Origin of the sequence: Arthrobacter sp. B2a2-09 (assembly GCF_027587375.1) — a bacterium.
GTDB lineage: Bacteria > Actinomycetota > Actinomycetes > Actinomycetales > Micrococcaceae > Arthrobacter.
Genome location: NZ_JAMXIC010000013.1, coordinates 95,418 through 113,907 on the forward strand (window position 1 = coordinate 95,418; position 18,490 = coordinate 113,907).

Here is an 18,490-nt window from a genome sequence, read left to right on the forward strand (position 1 = left end):
CGCAGGCCATGGCCGTCTACGTCGATCCGCCGCTGTGGCCCGCCCACGGAACCGTGTTTTCCCATCTCGTCTCGGACACATCGCTCGAGGAGCTGCATGCCTTCGCCGAGGCCGCGGGGATTCCCGAGCGCGCATTCGACGGCGACCACTACGACGTCCCGGAACGCCGCTACCGGGATCTTCTCTCCGCAGGCGCCATCCCCGTGGAGGCCCGAATTTTGGTGCGGAAACTTATCGCGAGCGGCTTGCGGATCCCCGCCCGCCAACGCAGCAAAGCCCTCACCGTGCCCTTGCTGGAGCGCTGGAATTCGACGCTTCCGGGCCATGAGGAACTGGGTTTCGAACTCCTTGAACGCTGGGGCGAGGACCACCGGAAGTACCACAGCCGCACCCATCTGTTGGCGGTCCTGGAAGCCTTGGACCTCCTCAGCGAACCCGCGCTGCCTGCGCGCCCAGTAACTTTGGCCGCGTGGTTTCACGACGCCGTCTATGAGGGAATCGCCGGGCAGGACGAAGAGCAATCGGCCAGGCTGGCGGAGGACCGCCTGGCCATTGCGGGTCTTCCCGAGCCAGTGATCGGCGAAGTTGCCCGGCTGGTCAGGCTGACCTCCACCCACAGCCCCGAACCGGGAGACCACGCCGGCGCCCTCTTGTGCGACGCCGATCTGTCCATCCTCGGCGCGGAACCGACGGCGTACGGGCGTTACCTGGCTGCTGTCCGCGAAGACTACGCCCACGTCAGCGATGCCGACTTCGCCGCCGGTCGGGCCGCGGTAGTCCGCCAGCTACTCGCCTTGGATCCGCTCTTTCACAGCGAACGCGCGAAAAGCCTGTGGCTGGATGCCGCTCGCCGCAACCTGGAGGCCGAACTGTCATGACCATGGCGGGGACGGTGCACCGGCAGCTTCCGTTCACGGTGAGGTTTGAGTGGGGGCTCGACGGCGCACGTTCCATTGCGTCCGGAGCGGACCTCGCCGTCGTGGTCGACGTCCTCTCCTTCACCACTTGCGTCAGTGTCGCCGTCGACCGCGGTGCCGTGGTGTTCCCGTACCCGTGGAAGGACGCGGGGGCCGAGGATTTCGCCGCCCATCATGATGCCCAACTGGCCGGTCCGCGAGGTGGAGGCGGGCTGAGCCTCTCGCCGTCGAGCTTGCGGGACGCGCGGACACTGGACCGCGTGGTACTGCCTTCGCCCAATGGCTCTTCCATCGCCCACGAGCTCGCGCGGGAAATCCCACGCATCGCGGCCGTGTCACTGCGTAACGCAGCCGCCACCGCGGATTGGGTGGCAGCCGAACTCTCCCCGGATGCAGTGGTGGCTGTGATCGCGTCCGGCGAGCTATGGCCCGGCGGTTCACTCCGGCCAGCCGTGGAGGATCAGATCGGGGCCGGCGCCTTCATTGCCGGGCTCGCTGCCGCGGGCCGGGGCGGCTTCACGCCGGAAGACGGCAGGGAAGGCTTCGCACCCGAGGCGGAAGCAGCGATGGCCGTCTTCAACGCCGCCGAACCCCGGCTCCGTGTAGCCCTGCGAGGCTGCTCAAGCGGCCGGGAGTTGATCGGCGCAGGGTACGCCGACGACGTCGAGATCGCCGCCGAACTTGACGCCGGGACCGCTGTGGCCTTGTTGAGGGACGGCGCGTTCCAGCGGCCCTAAGTGCGCTTCAGCGCGGTTTTCATAGGGGCTTGCGCTTCCACTACTTAGCGCTACTATGTACTAGTAGCTAGTATCACTGAGTAGTTGAAGGAGGTGTGCGATGGGCAGGCAGATGACGGAGATGCTCAAAGGGACCCTGGAGGGCATCGTCCTTGCCCTCCTGACCGGGAAGCCCGCGTACGGGTACGAAATCACGACGCTGCTCCGGGGGCAGGGCTTCACGGAAATCGCTGAGGGCACCGTGTATGCGCTGCTCGTCAGGATCGAGCAGAAAGGCCTTGTGGATGTCGAGAAGCGGCCCTCCGAGAAGGGCCCGCCGCGCAAGGTGTATTCGCTCAACAAGCAGGGCGAGAAGGAACTGGACGAATTCTGGAATACATGGAGTTTCCTGTCCGAGCGACTGGAACATCTCCGAAAGGAAGGAAAGTGAACATGGCCGCAGGATGGATCGAGCAGCTCACGGGATCGCTCGAACAGAAGAAGCAATACCGGCAAAACAAGACACGCGTAGAGCAGCTTCCCGCGGACTATCGCGCGGCAGCGACCGCGCTGGAGCGGTACCTGATGTACTTCGGGGCCATCACCAAGGGCGACGTGCTGCTGCGGATGCTCGGCGATCTCACCGATCTCTTCGAACAGAGCGCCGCGGACGGAACTCCGATCCGCGAAATCGTCGGTGAGGACCCGGTGGAGTTCGCCGAAACCTTCATGCGCAACTACACGGGCGGTCAGTGGATCAACAAGGAGCGTGAACGCCTGATCAAGGCAATCGACGCCGCTGCCGGAAACGATGGGAAGGAGAGGGAATCATGACCAATGCATCCACCACCCGCGAACCCGCAATCCGTGTGCAGGGCATGGAAAAGTCCTACAAGGAGCTGCACGTGCTGCGCGGTGTGGACTTCGACGTGGCACCGGGCACCATCTTCGCCCTTCTCGGCTCCAACGGAGCAGGAAAGACCACGGTGGTGAAGATCCTGTCCACGCTGCTAAGCCCAGACGCCGGCACGGCCACCGTCAATGGATTCGACGTCGTGGCCCACCCGCTGCGGGTTCGGGAATCGATCAGCCTCACCGGACAATTCGCAGCAGTCGATGAGATCCTCTCCGGTCGGGAGAACCTGGTACTGGTTGCCAGGTTGCGGCATCTGAAGGACCCCGGCCAGGTGGCGGATGATCTTCTCGCACGCTTCAACCTCTCCGATGCGGCATCTCGAAAGGTGTCCACGTATTCAGGAGGCATGCGCCGTCGCCTTGACATCGCCATGAGCCTGATCGGGAAGCCCGAGGTGATTTTCCTCGACGAGCCGACCACCGGACTCGACCCCGAGGCACGCATCGAAGTGTGGCAGGTAATCCAGGAGCTCGCCAATCAGGGCACCACCGTCCTGCTCACCACGCAGTATCTCGACGAGGCTGAACAACTCGCGGATCGGATCGCCATCCTTCACGAGGGGCACATCATCGCAAACGGCACTCTCGCCGAACTCAAGCAACTACTTCCGCCAGCGAAGGTCGAGTACATCGAAAAGCAGCCCACCCTGGAGGATATCTTCCTCGCACTTGTGGGGAACGAGGGCAAGGTCGCGTCAAGTAAGGACCAGTCATGAGCACACACTTCTTCGGAGACACGGCCGTCTTGCTGGGCCGCTCCATGCGCCACATCTTTCGCAGCGTGGACACCATTATCACCACCGCGATCACGCCGATCGCCCTCATGCTGCTGTTCGTCTACGTGTTCGGCGGCGCCATCAAGACAGGCACCGAGAACTACGTCAACTACCTGCTGCCTGGAATCATGCTGATCGCGATCGCGTCGGGCATCGCGTACACCGCCGTCCGTCTGTTCACCGACATGAAGAGCGGCATTTTCGAGCGGTTCCACTCCATGCCGATCGCACGATCATCCGTGCTGTGGGCACATGTGCTGACTTCCCTGGTGGCCAACGGGCTCTCGCTCGTGATCATCGTGCTGGTGGCCCTCCTCATGGGATTCCGCACGTCGGCAAACCTGCTGGCATGGCTCGCCATCGTTGGAATCCTGGCGCTGTTCACCCTCGCACTCACCTGGCTCGCAATCATCGCGGGCCTGACAGCGAAGTCCGTGGACGGCGCCGGCGGATTCTCCTACCCGCTCATTTTCCTGCCGTTCATCAGTTCGGCTTTCGTCCCCACTGCCACCATGCCCGGTCCCGTGCGCGCCTTCGCCGAGAACCAGCCGGTCACTTCGATCGTCAACACGATCCAGGATCTGTTTGAACAACGGCCGATCGGCAGCGACATATGGGTCGCACTCGCATGGTGCCTTGGCATCCTCGTTCTCGCGTACTTCTTCGCCACGGCTGCCTACCGGCGCAAGATCAGCTAACCACCCGCAGGGACGCGGCGGCATCTCGTACCATGGAGGTGTGACCTCCTACCTCCAGCGCAATGGTGCCGCACTCCCCCAAGCCCGTCCCGACGTCGAGCACGTCCTGGCGGTGCGCGGCATGGGCGGCTACCGGCAGTACCGCATCCCTGCGCTGGCCGTCTCCACGGCGGGGACTGTGCTCGCCGCCTATGACGGCCGGCCGAACCTGGACGACCTGCCCAATCCGATCGACGTGTTGCTCCGGCGCAGCAAGGACAATGGCCGCAGCTGGGAGGAACAGATGGTGGTCCGCAGCGGTTCGGGGCTCAACGGCTACGGCGATCCCAGCCTCCTGGTGGACGCCGTGACCGCCCGGATTTTCATGTTCCACGCAGCAGGGACGCATGCCGGTTTCTTCGAGGCGGTAGGGGGGCTGGAACCGGATGACGACGTGCAGCACTGCGACGTCAGCTTTTCCGACGACGACGGCGTCACGTGGCAGCATCGGCGGCTCACCGATCAGCTCAAGCTGGGCCGCGGTACCCGCGCTGGCGACCGCGGCATCACGGGGATCTTCGCCGCGGCCGGGCAGGGAATCCAGATGCACACCGGTCCGTTCGCCGGGCGCCTGGTGCAGCAATTCGTGGTCCTCGTGGACGGAGAAATCATGGCGGCTTCCGCGTACAGCGACGACAGCGGCGAGAACTGGACGCTAGGTTCGCTCATCGGAAAGAGTGCGGACGGCGTCGGCCCCAACGAGAACAAGGTTGCGTGCCTCGACGACGGCCGCCTCCTCCTGCACTCGCGGGCCACGCCCCGGCGCCTGGCAGCGGTCTCCCATGACGGCGGCGAGACGTGGAGCCGGCTGGAACCGGTGGAAGAGCTCCCCGACCCGAGCGACAACGGCTCCCTTGTCCGCTTCGACGGCCTGCCGGGCGTGACACCCCTGGCCACCCCGGCCACGAATAGCTGGCTGCTCGCGAGCAACAACCAGGACACCTCCCTGCGACGCAACACAGTCCTCAGCCTGTCCACGGACAACGGGGCCAGCTGGCCCGCCAAGCTGGTCCTGTGCGAGGGCAGCTCGGCCTACTCGACGGCGGCGCGGCTTCCGGATGGCAACATCGGCGTTTTGTACGAGCGGCAGGGATACCGCGAGATCGTCTTCGTTTCCGTGCCGGTGGAGCAGCTGACGGAGCATCTCTTGGGCCCGGCCGGTGCGGCCGGTGCAGCGCCCGAAACCCAGTCCCGGCGCCAGATCCAGCCCCACGGCCTCGAGTTTCACATGGAACTGCGCTCCATCACGCCCGGCCGACCCGCTGTGTGGCAGAACGCCGGCGAATTCCATGTCATCTCCCCGGACAACGACGGCGGTTGGGACGTGCAGACCTGGAAGGAAGTGGGCCAAGGCTACTCGGCGGAGCAGGCGCAAATCCTCGGAACCCGCGAAGCCCAGGACCTCAACTACGGACCCATCATTCCGGGCTACAAAGCCGGGGACATCCTCGCCTTCACCGGACGCGCCCGCAACTTGGGCACCCAGCCGGCCGCCGGCGTCGTACTCATGGGACCGCACGCCAATCCGGCGGACTTCCCGCCCGCCGATCTGGCACCGGGCGCTGAAGCCCTGTACTTCACGCCGGTGTACACCGTCACCGAGGAGGATCTGGCGCGGGGCTCGCTTGAGCTGACCTTTGCGGTGGCGTACGACGGCGGCGCGCGGGTCGTGGAGCGCAGCTTCAGTTTCGATCTGTGCACGGGAGCCGTGGCGGCTAGCTAGCGCGGTGTTTGAGGATCCGGTCAGAAAATCTGGCGGATGTTGGTCTTCGCGAGGTCGATGAGCTGGTCGCCGCGGCCGGAGAGGACCGTCCGGATCGCGTAAAGGGTGAAGCCCTTGACCTGTTCGGCGCTGATTGCCGGCGGAATGGACAGTTCCTGCCGGGCCGTGCGGACGTCGACCAGGGCCGGGCCGTCGTGCGCGAAGGCTTCAGCCAGTCCCGCCTTCAGCCCGGAGGAGTCGTCCACCCGGATTCCTCGGATGCCCAGCGATTCTGCCAGTTTGGCGAAGTCCGGATTCTCGAGCTCCGTGCCGTAATTGACGAATCCTGCGGCCTTCATTTCGAGCTCCACGAAGTTCAGCGAGGAGTTGTTGAACACCACCACTTTGACGGGGAGCTTGTTTTGCACCAAGGTGATGAGCTCGCCGAGCAGCATGGTCAGACCGCCGTCGCCGGCCAGGGCTACCACCTGGCGCCCAGGGTACGCGGCGGCCGCACCGATGCCATGCGACAGGGCATTGGCCATGGTTCCGTGGTTGAACGAGCCGAGCAGTCGGCGTCGGCCGTTCATGCTCAGGTACCGGGCCGCCCAAACGGTGGGGGACCCGACGTCGCACGTGAAAACCGCATCCGGGGCCGCCAACTCATCCACCAGCCTGCCCACGAACTGCGGATGGATGGGCTGGCCGTCCTTGGCCGGAGAGGCGAGGTCATCGAGCTTGGCGCGCGACTTGGCGTAGTGCTTGAGCGAGGTTTGGAGGTGTGTGCGTTTCGTCTTGTGCTCGATCAAGGGCAGGAGCGAGGCCGCAGTGTCCTTGACTGTGCCCACAAGGCCAAGATCGATCCGGGAGCGCCTGCCGAGCTGCTCGCCCCTGATGTCCACTTGGATGATCCTGGCGTTCTCCGGGTAGAACTGCTGGTACGGAAAGTCGGTGCCCAGCATGAGCAAGGCCTCGCAGCTCTCCATCGCGCGATAGCCGGAACTGAACCCCAAAAGGCCGGTCATGCCGACGTCGAACGGGTTGTCGTATTCGATGTGCTCCTTGCCGCGCATTGCGTGGACAATCGGCGCCCCCAGTGCGTCCGCCAGGGCCATGACCTCGGCGTGCGCACCCGCGGTGCCGGCACCGGCCAGGATGGTGACTTTGCCGGCCGCGTTGAGAATGTCCGCTGCCTCGGCGAGCTCCCGTGGGTTGGGCCGGATCTCCGGCCGGGCGGCCCGGATCACGGCGGTCCGGTCGCTCTGCGCCTCCGCGAGGGCGACGTCGCCGGGAATCACGACGACGGCGACGCCTCGCTTCTCGACGGCGGTTCGCATTGCGATTTCCAAGACCCTGGGCATCTGGGAAGGATGGGCGACGTGCTCGACGTAAACGCTGCATTCCCGGAACAACTCCTGGGGGTGCGTCTCCTGGAAGTACTGGCTGCCGATCTCTTCGCTGGGAATGTGGGCGGCGATGGCCAGCACGGGAACCCTGGACTTGTTGGCATCGTAGAGGCCGTTGATCAGGTGCAGGTTGCCCGGGCCACAGGATCCGGCACACACCGCGAGTTCATCTGTGAGGCCTGCCTCGGCTGCGGCCGCCAATGCCGCGGCTTCCTCGTGCCGGACATGCACCCAACGGATGCTCTCTTCCTCCCTCAGCGCGTCGGTGAATCCGTTGAGCGAATCTCCGGGGATCCCGTAGACCCGCTGGACGTTGTTGGCTTTGAGGGTGGCGACGATGTTCTTGGCAACGGTGTTCCTGGCGGCGGACATGGACTGGTCCTTTCGAGGGGAGGCAGTGCAGACACGGCCTACGCTACTCCGGAACAGTCCATGGCGCCTTTTGCGGGGAGGCTAGCGGTACGTGCTGACGAACGGGCGGTTGCTAGGCACGATCTGCTTGCCCAGCGGCATGAGCGATACCGGAATGAGCTTCAGGTTGGCGATGGCCAGCGGGATCCCGATGATGGTGATGGCCATGGCGAAGGCCGTGACCACGTGCCCGATCGCGATCCATATGCCCGCAACCAGCAACCAGATGACATTGCCGATAAGCGGGAAGACTCCCCCGCCTCCGGGCTTGTCCACCACCATGCGACCAAACGGCCACAACGTGTACGAGGCAATCCGGAACGACGCGATGCCCCACGGGATGGTGACGATCAACAAGCAGCAGACAATTCCGGCCATGAAATAGCCCAAGGCCAGAACGAAGCCACCGAAGACGAGCCAGATGATGTTGAGCAGCGTTTTCATAGTTTCAATTCTGCCTCGTAGGCCGTTGTTGAGGCCTAGGGGTTCCCCCTGAAATCCCCCTGATCTTCCGATCCTCGCTCACATATATGGCCTTTCCGGCGGACCCTCGCTCACATATATGGCCCTTACGGCGGACGCTCGCGCACATATGAACGCCCGAGCCGGCCAGCGCCTGCTGGTTTCCCTTGGGAAAGGACTACTTGCAGTTGGCGCTCAGCCAAGCGGTAACGGGAGCCATCGCCTTTTCGAACTTGCCGCTCGAGTAAACGGTTTGGTCTTTCAAACCTGCGATCGCAGTGTCCTTGAGGTTGGCGAAATCAGCTTTGAGACCATCCGGGACGCGATCGGCCGTGGCGGTGAGTTCGGTCTTGTATTGCTCCAGCTCGGCGGTCTTTCCCTGTGCCGCAGACATTGGCAGCAACGACGCTCCCGTGGCTTCTTGAGAGATGGTGGAGCACATTTCGGCAGCCGATGCGAAGCCCCCGAACGGCCCCGATGATGGAGTTGGGCTTGCACTTGCGGATGCGGAGCCGCCCGCAGAAGAGGACGACGGCGTGCCCGCCGCGGCGGAGCCCCCTCCCTGAGTGGAGCAGCCGGACAGCGCCAGTGCCGCGAAGAGGGCGACTGTCAGGTATCGGATAGGGCCGTTAAGTGGTTTGGAAAGGATTTTCAAAAGGTCGCATTCTGCTTGATCGTCCGTCTCCGGAACCGTTCGGCCTCCAGAGCAATGGCATTCTGTCCCCGCCGTGGAGTGTAGCCCGAATGGGCACGGACCTTCCAAGTTGACTTCGGGCGCCTTTGGACCGCCTCCCTATTCCCGCACAAGAAAGGTGTCCAGTTTGGTGAACGAGGAGCCCCATCCTTCTCGTGTCATTTCCACCCACTCGTCGGAGTCGAAGGGGCCTTGGGCGAGATGAAGCCGCGTGCGGCCGCCATCCAGTACCTCGAATTCAAGGCGCATTTCCAGCAAAAGTGTGATCCCGGCGTCGGGCGCTGCTTTCTGGGTGGCGACCAGCAGGGATGGCGGGTCGTACGCGGTGATGACGGCGTCTATGGGAGATTCCTTGGCGACGCCGCTCTCGTCCCAGGTCATGACGAGCTGCCAGACTCCGCCCACCCGGGGGTCGACGGCTATCCGGTCGCGCGGTGAATTCACGCCGACCGGCCCGAACCATGCGGCGAGCTGCTCGGGGTCCACGAAGGCTTGGAAGACGAGCTCGCGTGGGGCATCGAATTCGCGGGTCATGGTGAGGATGTGCTGTTCCGTATTCATTGCTTGACTCCTGGATTCTTTGAATCGTGCTGAATCTTGCGTAAGTGGGCGTCGAGGCGGATAAAGCCGGCGTCCCAGAAGCGCCTGTATCTGTCCATCCATTCGGTGGCTTCGCGCAGTGGTTCCGCTTCCAATTTGGAAGACCTCCATTGCGCATTCCGGCTCCGGCTGATCAGCCCTGCGTTTTCCAGGACCTTGAGATGCCGCGAGACGGCGGGAAGGCTGATGTCGAACGGTTCGGCAAGCTCGTTCACGGTGGCCTCACCCTCCGAAAGCCGAGCCAGAATGGCCCTTCGGGTGGGGTCGGCAAGTGCCGAGAAGATGAGACTGAGGCGGTCTGTGGACATCGGCGGTGCCTTCGCATTTAACTACTCGCGCATTTAACTACTCGGCTAATTAACCGATGCGTTAAATATGCGACGACGAATGGCGGCTGTCAAGGGTTTCTTGCGACGCTCGCTCACTTTTGGGGGCAAAACCGCGGACCTGCGCTCACATCATCTGAGCGAGCGTTTGTCGAAAAGGCGTTAAAGGTGAGCGAGCGTTCGTCGAAAAGGCGTTAAAGGTGAGCGAGCGTTCGGCGGGGACCTCAGGCTTTTGCTGCTTGGACGAAGGCGCGAACGAGGTCGAGGTCTTTCACCCCACGCGAGGACTCCACGCCACTGGACACGTCGACGCCCCAGGCCTCAGCCTCTAGCGCCGCGGCTCCGACGTTGGACGGGGTCAATCCTCCGGCCAACAACCAGTTGCGCGCGCCGAGGCCCAGATTCCGGACCGAGGAATAGTCCCACGACTCGCCCGAACCCGGCACGGCGGCGTCAATCAGGAGAAGTTCCTCGCCCCACTCCTCGAACTCGCCCGGGGTGGCGCCCATGGTGACGGCCCGGATGAGCCGCATGCCGGCGTCGTGCACGGTCTTGACGTCTTCCGGCGAACGGCTTCCGTGCAGCTGGATCCATTCGAGACCGGCTTCACGGGCGGTTGCGACGGCGTCGGCGGCGGTCTCGTGGCGGAAGACTCCGACGGCGGCGACACCTTCCGGCACATGGACCAGCAAGTCCCGGGCACGGTCAGGCGATACCTCGCGTGGGCTCTTCGTCAGCACGAAACCCACGGCGTCTGCGCCGGACTCGACGGCGGCCTGGACGGATTCAGGTGTGCTCAAACCACACACTTTGACGAACATCCCGCGCCTCCAACCGTTTGCCTCCCTACGACGTTAGCAAGGGGCTCCGGAATTGTTGAACCGTGCCAAGGTTGCGCCGATGTTACGCGAGCGTTCAGCCGGGCAAAGGCAGGCTCGGGCTAGGCTGGAGCGCATGGAGATCATCCGCTTTGCCGAGCTCAAACCCGAACCATGGCGCAACGGAGGCGGGGTGACCCGCGAACTCGCCAGCCATCCGAAAGCGGCGTCGGCGCAAGACGGAGCGTGGGACTGGCGGGTCAGCATCGCCGACGTCGGATCGGCCGGCGATTTCTCGACGTTCCCGGGCATGGAGCGCGTCATCACAGTGATCGACGGCGAATTGCTGCTGCTCACGGTTGACGGCGAAGAGCACCCGCTGGAAAAGTACCGGCCGTTCCGTTTCTCGGGCGAGGCGGCTTCGGCCAGCGCACTCCCGACTGGCGACATCCGGGACCTCAACGTTATCGCCCGGGCCGGCGAATTCAAGGGCTACACGTCCATCATCGAGCTCTCCAAGAAGCGCGCACACCCGGTGTTCGAAGGCCAGTTGGCGGTCCTGTTGGAGGGCAAGGCTTCTGCTAGTCCCGGCGCGGATCCTGCGGAAACAGCGGAGCCCGCGGACAGCTCGGACGGGGAGGCTGCCGCGCCGACCGCCGAGCCCGTCGAACTCGGCCGCTATGACGCAGTAGTAGGTTCCGACACGCGCAGCCCGGAAATCCTGGGCCGCGGTTTCCTCGCCGTCATCTCCATTGACCGCGTGGAGCATGCGCACTCCTAGGTCTCAGCACTGGACATGTCCCTTGGTGAGGCTCGCCACCAAAGCTGGCCACCCGGCGTCGGGCTTTGCTAGCCTCTAAGGAAGGCCCGCACAGGGACCTCCGGACGACGGTTCAGTACCCGGCACGCGACAAGACTGGCCAAAGGATCTGTCATGTCGTGGTTAATCCTCATTCTGTCGGGGGCGCTTGAGGCCGTCTGGGCCGCAGCGCTCCACCGTTCCAAAGGCTTCCGCAAGCCGCTGCCCTCCGCTGTCTTCCTCGTCACCGTGGTTGCGAGCACCGCTGGCCTGGCCTTCGCGATGCAATCCATTCCCACCGGAACCGCGTATGCGGTGTGGGTGGGAGTCGGCGTCGTCCTCACGGCCGCTTACGCGATGATCACCAAAGTTGAGCGCCCGACGGCGGCCCGGCTGCTGCTGCTCGCCGGGATCGGTGCGTGCGTGGTCGGCTTGAAGGTGGTGGCGTAGCCATGACCGCCAAGTTCGCATGGGCCGTTTTGCTGGCCTCAGCCGTGCTCGAAGCTGTTTGGGCGACGGCCCTCGGACTGTCCGACGGCTTCAGCCAAGCCATCCCCACCGCGGTCTTCGCCGTGACGGCGACCCTCAGCATGATCGGCCTCGGCATCGCAGTAAAACGGATTCCCCTTGGCACGGCCTACGCCGTCTGGGTCGGGATCGGCGCTGCGCTGACGGTCGGCTGGGCGATGGCCACCGGCGTCGAACCGGCCAGCCCGCTCAAGCTGCTGTTCATCGCGGGAATCGTCGGTTGCGCGGCCGGGTTGAAGGCCCTTCCCACGGAGAAGCGTGAAGAAGTGGCCGAGCCAGCCAAGCCATAAGCGCGGAATACTCCCCCGCTCCACGGAGTTGCCAGCAATGAGACGAACACTCGGCGAAGGAGAACCACCGTGAGCCCGGAAACCACGAATGTACAACTCGGCGATGGCCTGACCGTGAGCCCCCTCGGTTTCGGCGGGATGGCACTGACGCCCGTGTATGGCGAGGTGGATCCCGCCGAATCCCTCAAGACGCTGCACCACGCCGTGGATGCCGGCATCAGCTTCATTGACACCGCGGATATTTACGGCGCGGGCGACAACGAGGAACTGATCGCGAAACTGCTGAAGGATCGCCGCGACGAAGTCCAGTTGGCCACCAAGTTCGGAATCGCGGGCAACCCGCGCGATGGTTACACCGGTGTCCGGGGAGATACCGCCTACGTGGCCCAGGCTGCGGAAGCAAGCCTCCGCCGCCTGGGCACCGACGTCATCGACCTCTATTACATGCACCGCCGGGACCTCCGCGTTCCGATTGTGGAAACCGTGGAGGCCATGGCGGAACTTGTCCGGGCAGGCAAGGTCCGGCACCTTGGCCTGTCTGAAGTGACGGCCGAGGAGCTGAGGGAAGCCAACGCCGTGCACCCAATAGCCGCCGTGCAAAGCGAGTGGTCCATCTGGAGCCGGGACGTTGAACGCAACGTCGTCCCGACCGCGGCCGAGTTAGGAGTGGGCTTCGTACCCTATTCGCCACTTGGCCGGGGGTTCTTGACCGGAACCGTCAGCGCCGATCAACTCGGCGAGAACGATTTCCGCCACCGGATCCCCCGTTTTGCCGACGGAGCCCTCGACGCGAACCAGGCGGTTGTTGCCGCGGTGCGTGCCGTGGCCGCCGAGCTGTCCGCGAGCACCGGCCGGGAGGCAACTCCCGCCCAGGTGGCTTTGGCCTGGCTTTTCGCCCAGGGCCGCCGCCTCCAGCTCAGCGTGGTCCCCATCCCCGGCACACGCAAAGCGCACCGGATCGATGAGAACCTGGGCGCCTTGTCGCTCGAGCTGAGTGCCGCTCAACTGGACGTGCTCGACGGCGCCGTGGACGCCGTCGTCGGCTCACGGTCCGCGGATCCCACCTGGGTTTCGCAGGGCCGCGAGTAGTCAGTAAGCCGCATGCGGCTTCCGTAGAGTGGACGAATGGACTCCCTCATTCATTCACTGCGTGACATCACCATCCGGCGCATCTCGGTCAGCGAGATGAACAACAACGTGTATCTGCTCACCGCCAAGGCAAGCGGCGCGCAACTCCTGATAGACGCCGCGGGCGACCTTCCGGCCATCCAACAGATGATCGAAGACTCGGCCGCGGACACCACCGCAACCCCGAAACTGGCCCTGATCGCCACGACGCACCAGCACTGGGACCACGTCCGCGCGCTTCCCGGGTTGGTGGAAGCCACGGGCGCGAAGACCTCGGCCGGAGTAGACGACGCCGACGCGCTTCCCGTGCCCGTGGACGTGCAGCTCCACCATGGCGATGTGGGAAGCTTCGACGGTTTCGACATCACCGCGGTGCACTTGCGCGGCCACACTCCGGGTTCGATCGCCTACGTCTACCTGGACCCGGAAGGGCCCGCGCACATTTTCAGCGGCGACTCGTTGTTCCCCGGCGGTGTGGGCAACACGCAGAACGATGCCGTCCGCTTCACGTCGCTGTTGAACGACGTGAGCGAACGGCTATTCGAGGCCTACCCGGACGACACCGTGGTGCATCCTGGCCATGGAGATCCGACCACGCTTGGTGCAGAGCGGCCACACCTTGCGGAATGGCGCGAGCGCGGGTGGTGATCCCTAGCGGCCGCGGCGCTCGTTCGACGCCGGAGCCGAGGCACGGCGCGGGCCGCTGCGGGCCGGACGGCCGGAACCCGAGTTGCCTGAGCCGGAGCCGTATGAGCCACCGGAGTTGCCGCCAGTGTTCGAAGACCAGACAGCCTTGTTGCCAGTGCTGCGCGTGGACGTTGCGGATTCCGTGCGCGGAGCCGACGCCGAGCGGTTGCCCGCAGCCGCACGCTGACCTGTCGCCGGACGGCCGCTGCGACCACCCTGCGCACCTTGACCACGAGCACCGGGAACGTCATTGCGGTGACCGGAAGCTGCGTTGCCGCGTCCACGCGAACTGCGGGCGACGTCGTCGTTGGCTGCTGCGCGGCGCTCCGCACGATTGATGTCTGTGCGCACGGGCTCGGCCGCAACCTTGCCACGGCCACCGCGGCCACCACGGCCACCCGCAGTGGGTGCAGCCTGGGTGGTGCGGCGGTTGCGCTTGCGCTGGGCGTTGGCACCGGTGGAGGTACCGCCACCCGGCTGCTGGGTCTTCGCTGCGAGCAATGCCGCACGGGTGCGCGGGTCAACCTTGTCAGCAACCTGGCCCACGAGCTCGGCAACCAGCGGGGAGTTGGCCGTGACGCGCTCGAACGAAACGTCGACGCCGGCAGCCTTCATGAGCTTTTTGACGTCGGACTGCTGCTCGGGAAGCGTCAGCGTGACCACAGTGCCGTCTGAACCTGCGCGGGCCGTACGGCCGGAGCGATGCAGGTAAGCCTTGTGCTCGGTGGGCGGGTCGACGTGGATGACGAGTTCGACGTCGTCGACGTGCACGCCGCGGGCCGCGACGTCGGTGGCCACCAGGACCCGGACCTCACCGCTGGAGAACTCGGCGAGGTTGCGGTCACGGGCATTCTGCGACAGGTTACCGTGAAGGTCGACGGCGGGGATGCCGCAGTCGGTCAGGGTCTTGGCGAGCTTGCGGGCATGGTGCTTGGTCCGCATGAAGAGGACGCGGCGGCCGGCACCGGAGGCCAGCTCCACGATCAGCTGCTTCTTGACGGTCTGGTCGTTGACCACCAGGACGTGGTGCTCCATGGTGGTGACGGCTGCCTGGGGGTCGTCCACGGAATGGGTCAGCGGGTTGGACAGGTAACGGTTGACCAGCTTGTCAACACCGTTGTCCAACGTCGCAGAGAAGAGCAGGCGCTGGCCCTGGGTAGGGGTCATGTCCATGAGCTTCTTGACCACCGGGAGGAAGCCGAGGTCGGCCATGTGGTCGGCCTCGTCCAGCACGGTGATCTCGACGGCTTCGAGGGTCAGGATGCGCTGGCGGATGAGGTCCTCGAGGCGGCCGGGGCAGGCGATGACGATGTCGACGCCGGCGCGCAGCGCCTTTTCCTGGCGGGCCTGGGAGATGCCACCGTAGATGACCGTGGTGTTCAGGCCCATGGCCTTGGCCAGCGGCTCGATGGTGGCGTTGATCTGGGTGGCCAGCTCGCGGGTCGGTGCGAGGACCAGGCCCATGGGGCGGCCCGGCTTGCGGAAGTGCTTGGCTTCGCGCTCGGCGAGACGTGCCACGAGCGGGATAGCGAAAGCGATGGTCTTGCCGGAGCCGGTACGGCCACGGCCCAGGACGTCGCGGCCTGCGAGCGTATCCGGGAGGGTCTTGACCTGGATGGGGAAAGCTTCTTCGATACCATCTGCAGCGAGGGACTCGGCGATGGCCTTGGGCGTGCCAAGGGCAGCAAAAGTAGTCATGTGTTTCTAGGGTCTTTCTGGCGGTGTCCAACGGACATCGTCCCCCGACGCCGGTTGGGCCAAGGGTTCGCCGAGGAAAAAGTCAGTGATCGACCGGTGGGCAAGAAGCCGTGGCCGGGACCAGAGAAAACGCGTTCATCGACGCAGGATGTGCCTCTCACATGAAAAAAGCCCACTTCCCAAGTTTGGAACTAAGCCAAATTCGGGGACTAAGCGGGCATCACTGCACATCAAGTAGATCCATTCTAGCATCCGAGAACAGCCCGCCTTTCCACGGGGGCTTCTGGTCTGGCCGTTGCTTCACGGGGCACGTCAGGGCAGGCTTGAGCCATGACGCATCAGCACGACGGCGGAGCCCACCTGCACAGCGAAACCCACCACGACGCCGACCCGGCGCAGTTTAGAGACCCGGGGCAGTTTTGGGACGAGGTGTACCGGGAAAAGGCGAAGAGGTGGAGCGGTAATCCCAATCCGCAGCTGATCGCGGAAGCCACGGGCCTGGCTCCCGGCACCGCCCTGGATCTCGGCTGCGGGGAGGGCGCGGACGCCATCTGGCTCGCCCAGCACGGCTGGACGGTGACCGCCGTGGATGTCTCCTCCGTCGCGCTTGAACGGGCAGCAGCCCATGCCGTCGAGGTCGGGCTACAGGACCGGATCGCTTGGTTGCAGCGCAACTTCGGCTCGTGGCAACCGGAAGAGCTCTTCGATCTGGTGTCCTCGCAATTCCTTCATTCTCCGCTTATCGCGTGGCGCGATTCCCTTGCCTCGGCGGCAGCGGCTGTGGCTCCCGGAGGCGCTTTGCTGGTGGTCGGGCATCATCCGGCCGGCCTGACTCCGTGGAGCCCGCACAAGGACATGCTGGACAAGTTCTTCACGCCGGAGGACTTGGTGGAGGCGCTCACGCTCGGCCCCGGCTCGTGGCGGATCAATGTTGCCGACTCCAGGGAGCGCGCAGTGACGGGTCCGGAGGGCCAGGAGGCCACCACCATCGACAGCGTGTTCCGGGCCACCCGAAAGTCCTAGGCCCGCACGTCGTCCGCCGCGGCAGCGCGGTGCGCCTCGGCGACCCCCGCACTTTCAGCACCCGAGGACCTCCGGACGGCAACCCGCGGCGCAATGATGAGTCCGACGACGGCGATGGTCGACGTCAGCGCGAACACGCCAGCGAAGGAAGCCGCCGTCGTCGTCAGCGCACTAAAGACGAGTCCCGTCACCGCGAGCGAGAGGGCGCCGCCGAGGGAATCGGCGATGGACATTGCCGAACTGTTGAAGCCTTGGTCTTCCGGCTTGGAAAGGGCCAGGGTCATGACACTCAAACGCGGGTACATCAGGCCCATCCCGGCACCAGCGAACAACCAACCAGCAATCACCACTGCGGCCGGCCACGAAAACAATGTGGTCACGAGAACAATCACCACCGAACCGAGCACCAGCGCTGACCCAATCCTGACTGCCAAGGCATTGCCGAGCTTCGAACCCATGCGGCCCTGAACAGCGGACGCCCCTGCCCAGGCGAGCGCCGATCCCGTCAGCGCGAGTCCGGCAAATGCCGGGCTGAACGAGTATCGCTCCGTGAGGAGGTACGGCACGTAAACCTCGGCACCGAAGAAGGCTGCAGAAGCAACTCCGCGCATCAAAATGACACTAGGCAGTCCACGGTGCGCGCCGAGCGTGCCGCGCGGAACCAACGGCCGTACCGCCAACATTGCGATGACGAGCGCGACGGCGGCAATCACCCAGCCGACGCCGGGCACCTGCCCGGAGAGGTTCAGGCCGAGAACCGCAAGGGCCGCGAGCGCGGCCCACCCCATGCGGCCGAACGCCCAGGGAACGTCGGCGCTTTCAGGCTTTGCCTCGCGGGGCGCGGTCTTCGGGGAGGCCGCCTTCGGGGAGCCTGCCTCCCGCGGGTCCGGCGCGGAACGCACGCCCCGCATGGCGGGGAGGATCATTGCCAAGGCTGGAACCACGAGGCCCACGACGCCGAGGAACACCCAGTGCCAGCTGCTCAACTGGGCAACCACGCCGGCCGCGAAGGGACCGATCATCGAGGGAATGACCCAGGCTGCTGAGAACGCGGCAAAGACTTGGGCGTGCAACCTGGCGGGGTAGACCCGGGCGATCACCACATACAGCGCCACGGTCATCGCGCCGCCGCCGAGGCCTTGGACGAGCCTGCCCGCCACGAGCATCGGCATGGAAACCGCGGTACCGGCGATGAGCAGCCCTGCCGCGAACAGCGCCACGGAGGCGTACAGCGGGGCGGCCGGACCACGCCGGTCGGCCCAGTTCCCTGCAGCGACCATCCCGATCACGCCAGTGGCGAGCGGCCCGGCGAACGCCAATGCATAGAGTCCGGCACCATCCAGCTCGCGGCTCACGAGCGGCATGATGGTGGTGACGGCCATGGATTCGAAAGCTGCCAGGAAGACCAACGCGCAGGCACCCGCTGTCGCCAGGAGATAGGGGCGTTGCAGTATGCCGGCGGTTGCGTCGTGGCTTGTCATCATCCCAGCCTAGAACTACAGCTGAGAATCGCGAGCGACACGAACGCTAGGGGCGGTAGGATTCCCTTTCGGCATCCCAGAACGAGAGCCGCCGTCGCCACTGGAGCCCAGTCCCCCGTTCGGCCAGCCGTCCCGGGCGACCACCGGGATAGCGGTCACGACCGTGTTCGGCACGCGGGGAATGAGGTTCAATGGCCCATGCCGCCCGGTGTAGAAGACGGGCCAGCAAAGCCTGGAGGCGGACCAGCCGTCTGCGGGTGCGTCCGGCGGGTCGTGGAGAGATAACCGGGGCATTTGGCAACGCACTGTGTGCTTCGTGGTTGATGGAGTTGATGACCGCGCAGGCCATCATGAGTGAAAAATCCATGGTTCTCTT

21 protein-coding genes and 1 riboswitch are annotated in these 18,490 nt (G+C 65.0%); of the genes, 13 read left to right on the forward strand and 8 right to left on the reverse strand.

Annotated features, from left to right (window positions below; translation table 11 throughout):
- Positions 1–8: 8 nt before the first annotated feature.
- The 7 genes from NFJ07_RS14965 to NFJ07_RS14995 all read left to right on the forward strand — a co-directional run bounded on the left by NFJ07_RS14965 (position 9) and on the right by NFJ07_RS14995 (position 5,784).
- On the forward strand, positions 9–878 hold the full coding sequence (locus NFJ07_RS14965) for a DUF4031 domain-containing protein (protein ID WP_269995476.1): 870 nt from the start codon (positions 9–11) through the stop codon (positions 876–878).
- Entirely contained in the window at positions 875–1,654 is a 780-nt protein-coding gene (locus NFJ07_RS14970; RefSeq protein WP_269995478.1) for a 2-phosphosulfolactate phosphatase, read from the forward strand. The genes NFJ07_RS14965 and NFJ07_RS14970 overlap by 4 nt, the downstream gene beginning before the upstream one ends.
- Before the next feature lie 100 nt (positions 1,655–1,754).
- The gene (locus NFJ07_RS14975; RefSeq protein ID WP_269995480.1) at positions 1,755–2,084 is read left to right on the forward strand and encodes a PadR family transcriptional regulator; all 330 of its coding nucleotides are present in this window, start codon (positions 1,755–1,757) and stop codon (positions 2,082–2,084) included.
- Positions 2,085–2,086: 2 nt separating this feature from the next.
- Positions 2,087–2,467, forward strand: a complete 381-nt coding sequence (locus tag NFJ07_RS14980; RefSeq protein WP_269995481.1) for a DUF1048 domain-containing protein — start codon at positions 2,087–2,089, stop codon at positions 2,465–2,467.
- Entirely contained in the window at positions 2,464–3,264 is an 801-nt protein-coding gene (locus tag NFJ07_RS14985; protein ID WP_269995482.1) for an ABC transporter ATP-binding protein, read from the forward strand. Before NFJ07_RS14980 ends, NFJ07_RS14985 begins: the two co-directional genes overlap by 4 nt.
- The gene (locus NFJ07_RS14990; protein ID WP_269995483.1) at positions 3,261–4,022 is read left to right on the forward strand and encodes an ABC transporter permease; all 762 of its coding nucleotides are present in this window, start codon (positions 3,261–3,263) and stop codon (positions 4,020–4,022) included. Before NFJ07_RS14985 ends, NFJ07_RS14990 begins: the two co-directional genes overlap by 4 nt.
- A 40-nt stretch (positions 4,023–4,062) precedes the next feature.
- The gene (locus tag NFJ07_RS14995) at positions 4,063–5,784 is read left to right on the forward strand and encodes a sialidase family protein (RefSeq protein WP_269995484.1); all 1,722 of its coding nucleotides are present in this window, start codon (positions 4,063–4,065) and stop codon (positions 5,782–5,784) included.
- 20 nt (positions 5,785–5,804) lie between these two features.
- On the opposite strand, the gene poxB is transcribed toward NFJ07_RS14995, so the two are convergent.
- The 6 genes from poxB to NFJ07_RS15025 all read right to left on the reverse strand — a co-directional run bounded on the left by poxB (position 5,805) and on the right by NFJ07_RS15025 (position 10,483).
- On the reverse strand, positions 5,805–7,541 hold the full coding sequence (poxB, locus tag NFJ07_RS15000) for a ubiquinone-dependent pyruvate dehydrogenase (protein WP_269995486.1): 1,737 nt from the start codon (positions 7,539–7,541) through the stop codon (positions 5,805–5,807).
- Positions 7,542–7,622: 81 nt separating this feature from the next.
- Complete coding sequence (locus tag NFJ07_RS15005; RefSeq protein ID WP_268020242.1) at positions 7,623–8,024, reverse strand: YccF domain-containing protein; 402 nt, start codon at positions 8,022–8,024, stop codon at positions 7,623–7,625.
- A 196-nt stretch (positions 8,025–8,220) separates the two neighbouring features.
- Positions 8,221–8,484, reverse strand: coding sequence for a hypothetical protein (locus NFJ07_RS15010; protein WP_269995491.1), 264 nt, complete (start codon positions 8,482–8,484; stop codon positions 8,221–8,223).
- 351 nt (positions 8,485–8,835) lie between these two features.
- Complete coding sequence (locus NFJ07_RS15015) at positions 8,836–9,297, reverse strand: SRPBCC family protein (protein ID WP_269995492.1); 462 nt, start codon at positions 9,295–9,297, stop codon at positions 8,836–8,838.
- Complete coding sequence (locus NFJ07_RS15020) at positions 9,294–9,644, reverse strand: ArsR/SmtB family transcription factor (protein ID WP_269995495.1); 351 nt, start codon at positions 9,642–9,644, stop codon at positions 9,294–9,296. The genes NFJ07_RS15015 and NFJ07_RS15020 overlap by 4 nt, the downstream gene beginning before the upstream one ends.
- 242 nt (positions 9,645–9,886) lie before the next feature.
- Positions 9,887–10,483, reverse strand: a complete 597-nt coding sequence (locus NFJ07_RS15025) for a phosphoribosylanthranilate isomerase (protein WP_269995497.1) — start codon at positions 10,481–10,483, stop codon at positions 9,887–9,889.
- Between the two features lie 133 nt (positions 10,484–10,616).
- Between NFJ07_RS15025 and NFJ07_RS15030 the strand changes: the two genes are divergently transcribed.
- The 5 genes from NFJ07_RS15030 to NFJ07_RS15050 all read left to right on the forward strand — a co-directional run bounded on the left by NFJ07_RS15030 (position 10,617) and on the right by NFJ07_RS15050 (position 13,873).
- Complete coding sequence (locus NFJ07_RS15030) at positions 10,617–11,261, forward strand: HutD/Ves family protein (protein ID WP_269995498.1); 645 nt, start codon at positions 10,617–10,619, stop codon at positions 11,259–11,261.
- Positions 11,262–11,339: 78 nt separating this feature from the next.
- Positions 11,340–11,405: riboswitch (guanidine-III (ykkC-III) riboswitch) on the forward strand.
- A gap of 9 nt (positions 11,406–11,414) precedes the next feature.
- Positions 11,415–11,729, forward strand: a complete 315-nt coding sequence (locus NFJ07_RS15035) for a DMT family transporter (RefSeq protein ID WP_269995500.1) — start codon at positions 11,415–11,417, stop codon at positions 11,727–11,729.
- A gap of 2 nt (positions 11,730–11,731) precedes the next feature.
- Complete coding sequence (locus NFJ07_RS15040; RefSeq protein WP_269995502.1) at positions 11,732–12,097, forward strand: DMT family transporter; 366 nt, start codon at positions 11,732–11,734, stop codon at positions 12,095–12,097.
- Between the two features lie 69 nt (positions 12,098–12,166).
- Positions 12,167–13,186, forward strand: coding sequence for an aldo/keto reductase (locus NFJ07_RS15045; RefSeq protein WP_269995504.1), 1,020 nt, complete (start codon positions 12,167–12,169; stop codon positions 13,184–13,186).
- A 36-nt stretch (positions 13,187–13,222) separates the two neighbouring features.
- Positions 13,223–13,873 carry an MBL fold metallo-hydrolase gene (locus tag NFJ07_RS15050; RefSeq protein WP_269995506.1) on the forward strand — a complete coding sequence of 217 codons (651 nt, stop codon included), beginning with the start codon at positions 13,223–13,225 and terminating at the stop codon, positions 13,871–13,873.
- 3 nt (positions 13,874–13,876) lie between these two features.
- On the opposite strand, the gene NFJ07_RS15055 is transcribed toward NFJ07_RS15050, so the two are convergent.
- Complete coding sequence (locus NFJ07_RS15055) at positions 13,877–15,610, reverse strand: DEAD/DEAH box helicase (RefSeq protein WP_269995508.1); 1,734 nt, start codon at positions 15,608–15,610, stop codon at positions 13,877–13,879.
- A gap of 330 nt (positions 15,611–15,940) precedes the next feature.
- Between NFJ07_RS15055 and NFJ07_RS15060 the strand changes: the two genes are divergently transcribed.
- Complete coding sequence (locus tag NFJ07_RS15060) at positions 15,941–16,633, forward strand: SAM-dependent methyltransferase (RefSeq protein WP_269995509.1); 693 nt, start codon at positions 15,941–15,943, stop codon at positions 16,631–16,633.
- Here NFJ07_RS15060 and NFJ07_RS15065 read toward each other — a convergent pair.
- Positions 16,630–18,114, reverse strand: a complete 1,485-nt coding sequence (locus tag NFJ07_RS15065; protein WP_269995511.1) for an MFS transporter — start codon at positions 18,112–18,114, stop codon at positions 16,630–16,632. The two genes, NFJ07_RS15060 and NFJ07_RS15065, sit on opposite strands and share 4 nt — an antisense overlap.
- Positions 18,115–18,490 lie beyond the last annotated feature (376 nt).

Excerpts from the sequence above, each read along its gene's own strand:
- NFJ07_RS14965 (WP_269995476.1), top strand. The coding sequence starts at position 9 with ATGGCCGTCTACGTCGATCCGCCGCTGTGGCCCGCCCACGGAACCGTG.
- NFJ07_RS14970 (WP_269995478.1), top strand. The coding sequence starts at position 875 with ATGACCATGGCGGGGACGGTGCACCGGCAGCTTCCGTTCACGGTGAGG.
- NFJ07_RS14975 (WP_269995480.1), top strand. The coding sequence starts at position 1,755 with ATGGGCAGGCAGATGACGGAGATGCTCAAAGGGACCCTGGAGGGCATC.
- NFJ07_RS14980 (WP_269995481.1), top strand. The coding sequence starts at position 2,087 with ATGGCCGCAGGATGGATCGAGCAGCTCACGGGATCGCTCGAACAGAAG.
- NFJ07_RS14985 (WP_269995482.1), top strand. The coding sequence starts at position 2,464 with ATGACCAATGCATCCACCACCCGCGAACCCGCAATCCGTGTGCAGGGC.
- NFJ07_RS14990 (WP_269995483.1), top strand. The coding sequence starts at position 3,261 with ATGAGCACACACTTCTTCGGAGACACGGCCGTCTTGCTGGGCCGCTCC.
- poxB (WP_269995486.1), bottom strand. The coding sequence starts at position 7,541 with ATGTCCGCCGCCAGGAACACCGTTGCCAAGAACATCGTCGCCACCCTC.
- NFJ07_RS15005 (WP_268020242.1), bottom strand. The coding sequence starts at position 8,024 with ATGAAAACGCTGCTCAACATCATCTGGCTCGTCTTCGGTGGCTTCGTT.
- NFJ07_RS15010 (WP_269995491.1), bottom strand. The coding sequence starts at position 8,484 with ATGTGCTCCACCATCTCTCAAGAAGCCACGGGAGCGTCGTTGCTGCCA.
- NFJ07_RS15015 (WP_269995492.1), bottom strand. The coding sequence starts at position 9,297 with ATGAATACGGAACAGCACATCCTCACCATGACCCGCGAATTCGATGCC.
- NFJ07_RS15020 (WP_269995495.1), bottom strand. The coding sequence starts at position 9,644 with ATGTCCACAGACCGCCTCAGTCTCATCTTCTCGGCACTTGCCGACCCC.
- NFJ07_RS15025 (WP_269995497.1), bottom strand. The coding sequence starts at position 10,483 with ATGTTCGTCAAAGTGTGTGGTTTGAGCACACCTGAATCCGTCCAGGCC.
- NFJ07_RS15030 (WP_269995498.1), top strand. The coding sequence starts at position 10,617 with ATGGAGATCATCCGCTTTGCCGAGCTCAAACCCGAACCATGGCGCAAC.
- NFJ07_RS15035 (WP_269995500.1), top strand. The coding sequence starts at position 11,415 with ATGTCGTGGTTAATCCTCATTCTGTCGGGGGCGCTTGAGGCCGTCTGG.
- NFJ07_RS15040 (WP_269995502.1), top strand. The coding sequence starts at position 11,732 with ATGACCGCCAAGTTCGCATGGGCCGTTTTGCTGGCCTCAGCCGTGCTC.
- NFJ07_RS15050 (WP_269995506.1), top strand. The coding sequence starts at position 13,223 with ATGGACTCCCTCATTCATTCACTGCGTGACATCACCATCCGGCGCATC.
- NFJ07_RS15055 (WP_269995508.1), bottom strand. The coding sequence starts at position 15,610 with ATGACTACTTTTGCTGCCCTTGGCACGCCCAAGGCCATCGCCGAGTCC.
- NFJ07_RS15060 (WP_269995509.1), top strand. The coding sequence starts at position 15,941 with ATGACGCATCAGCACGACGGCGGAGCCCACCTGCACAGCGAAACCCAC.
- NFJ07_RS15065 (WP_269995511.1), bottom strand. The coding sequence starts at position 18,114 with ATGACAAGCCACGACGCAACCGCCGGCATACTGCAACGCCCCTATCTC.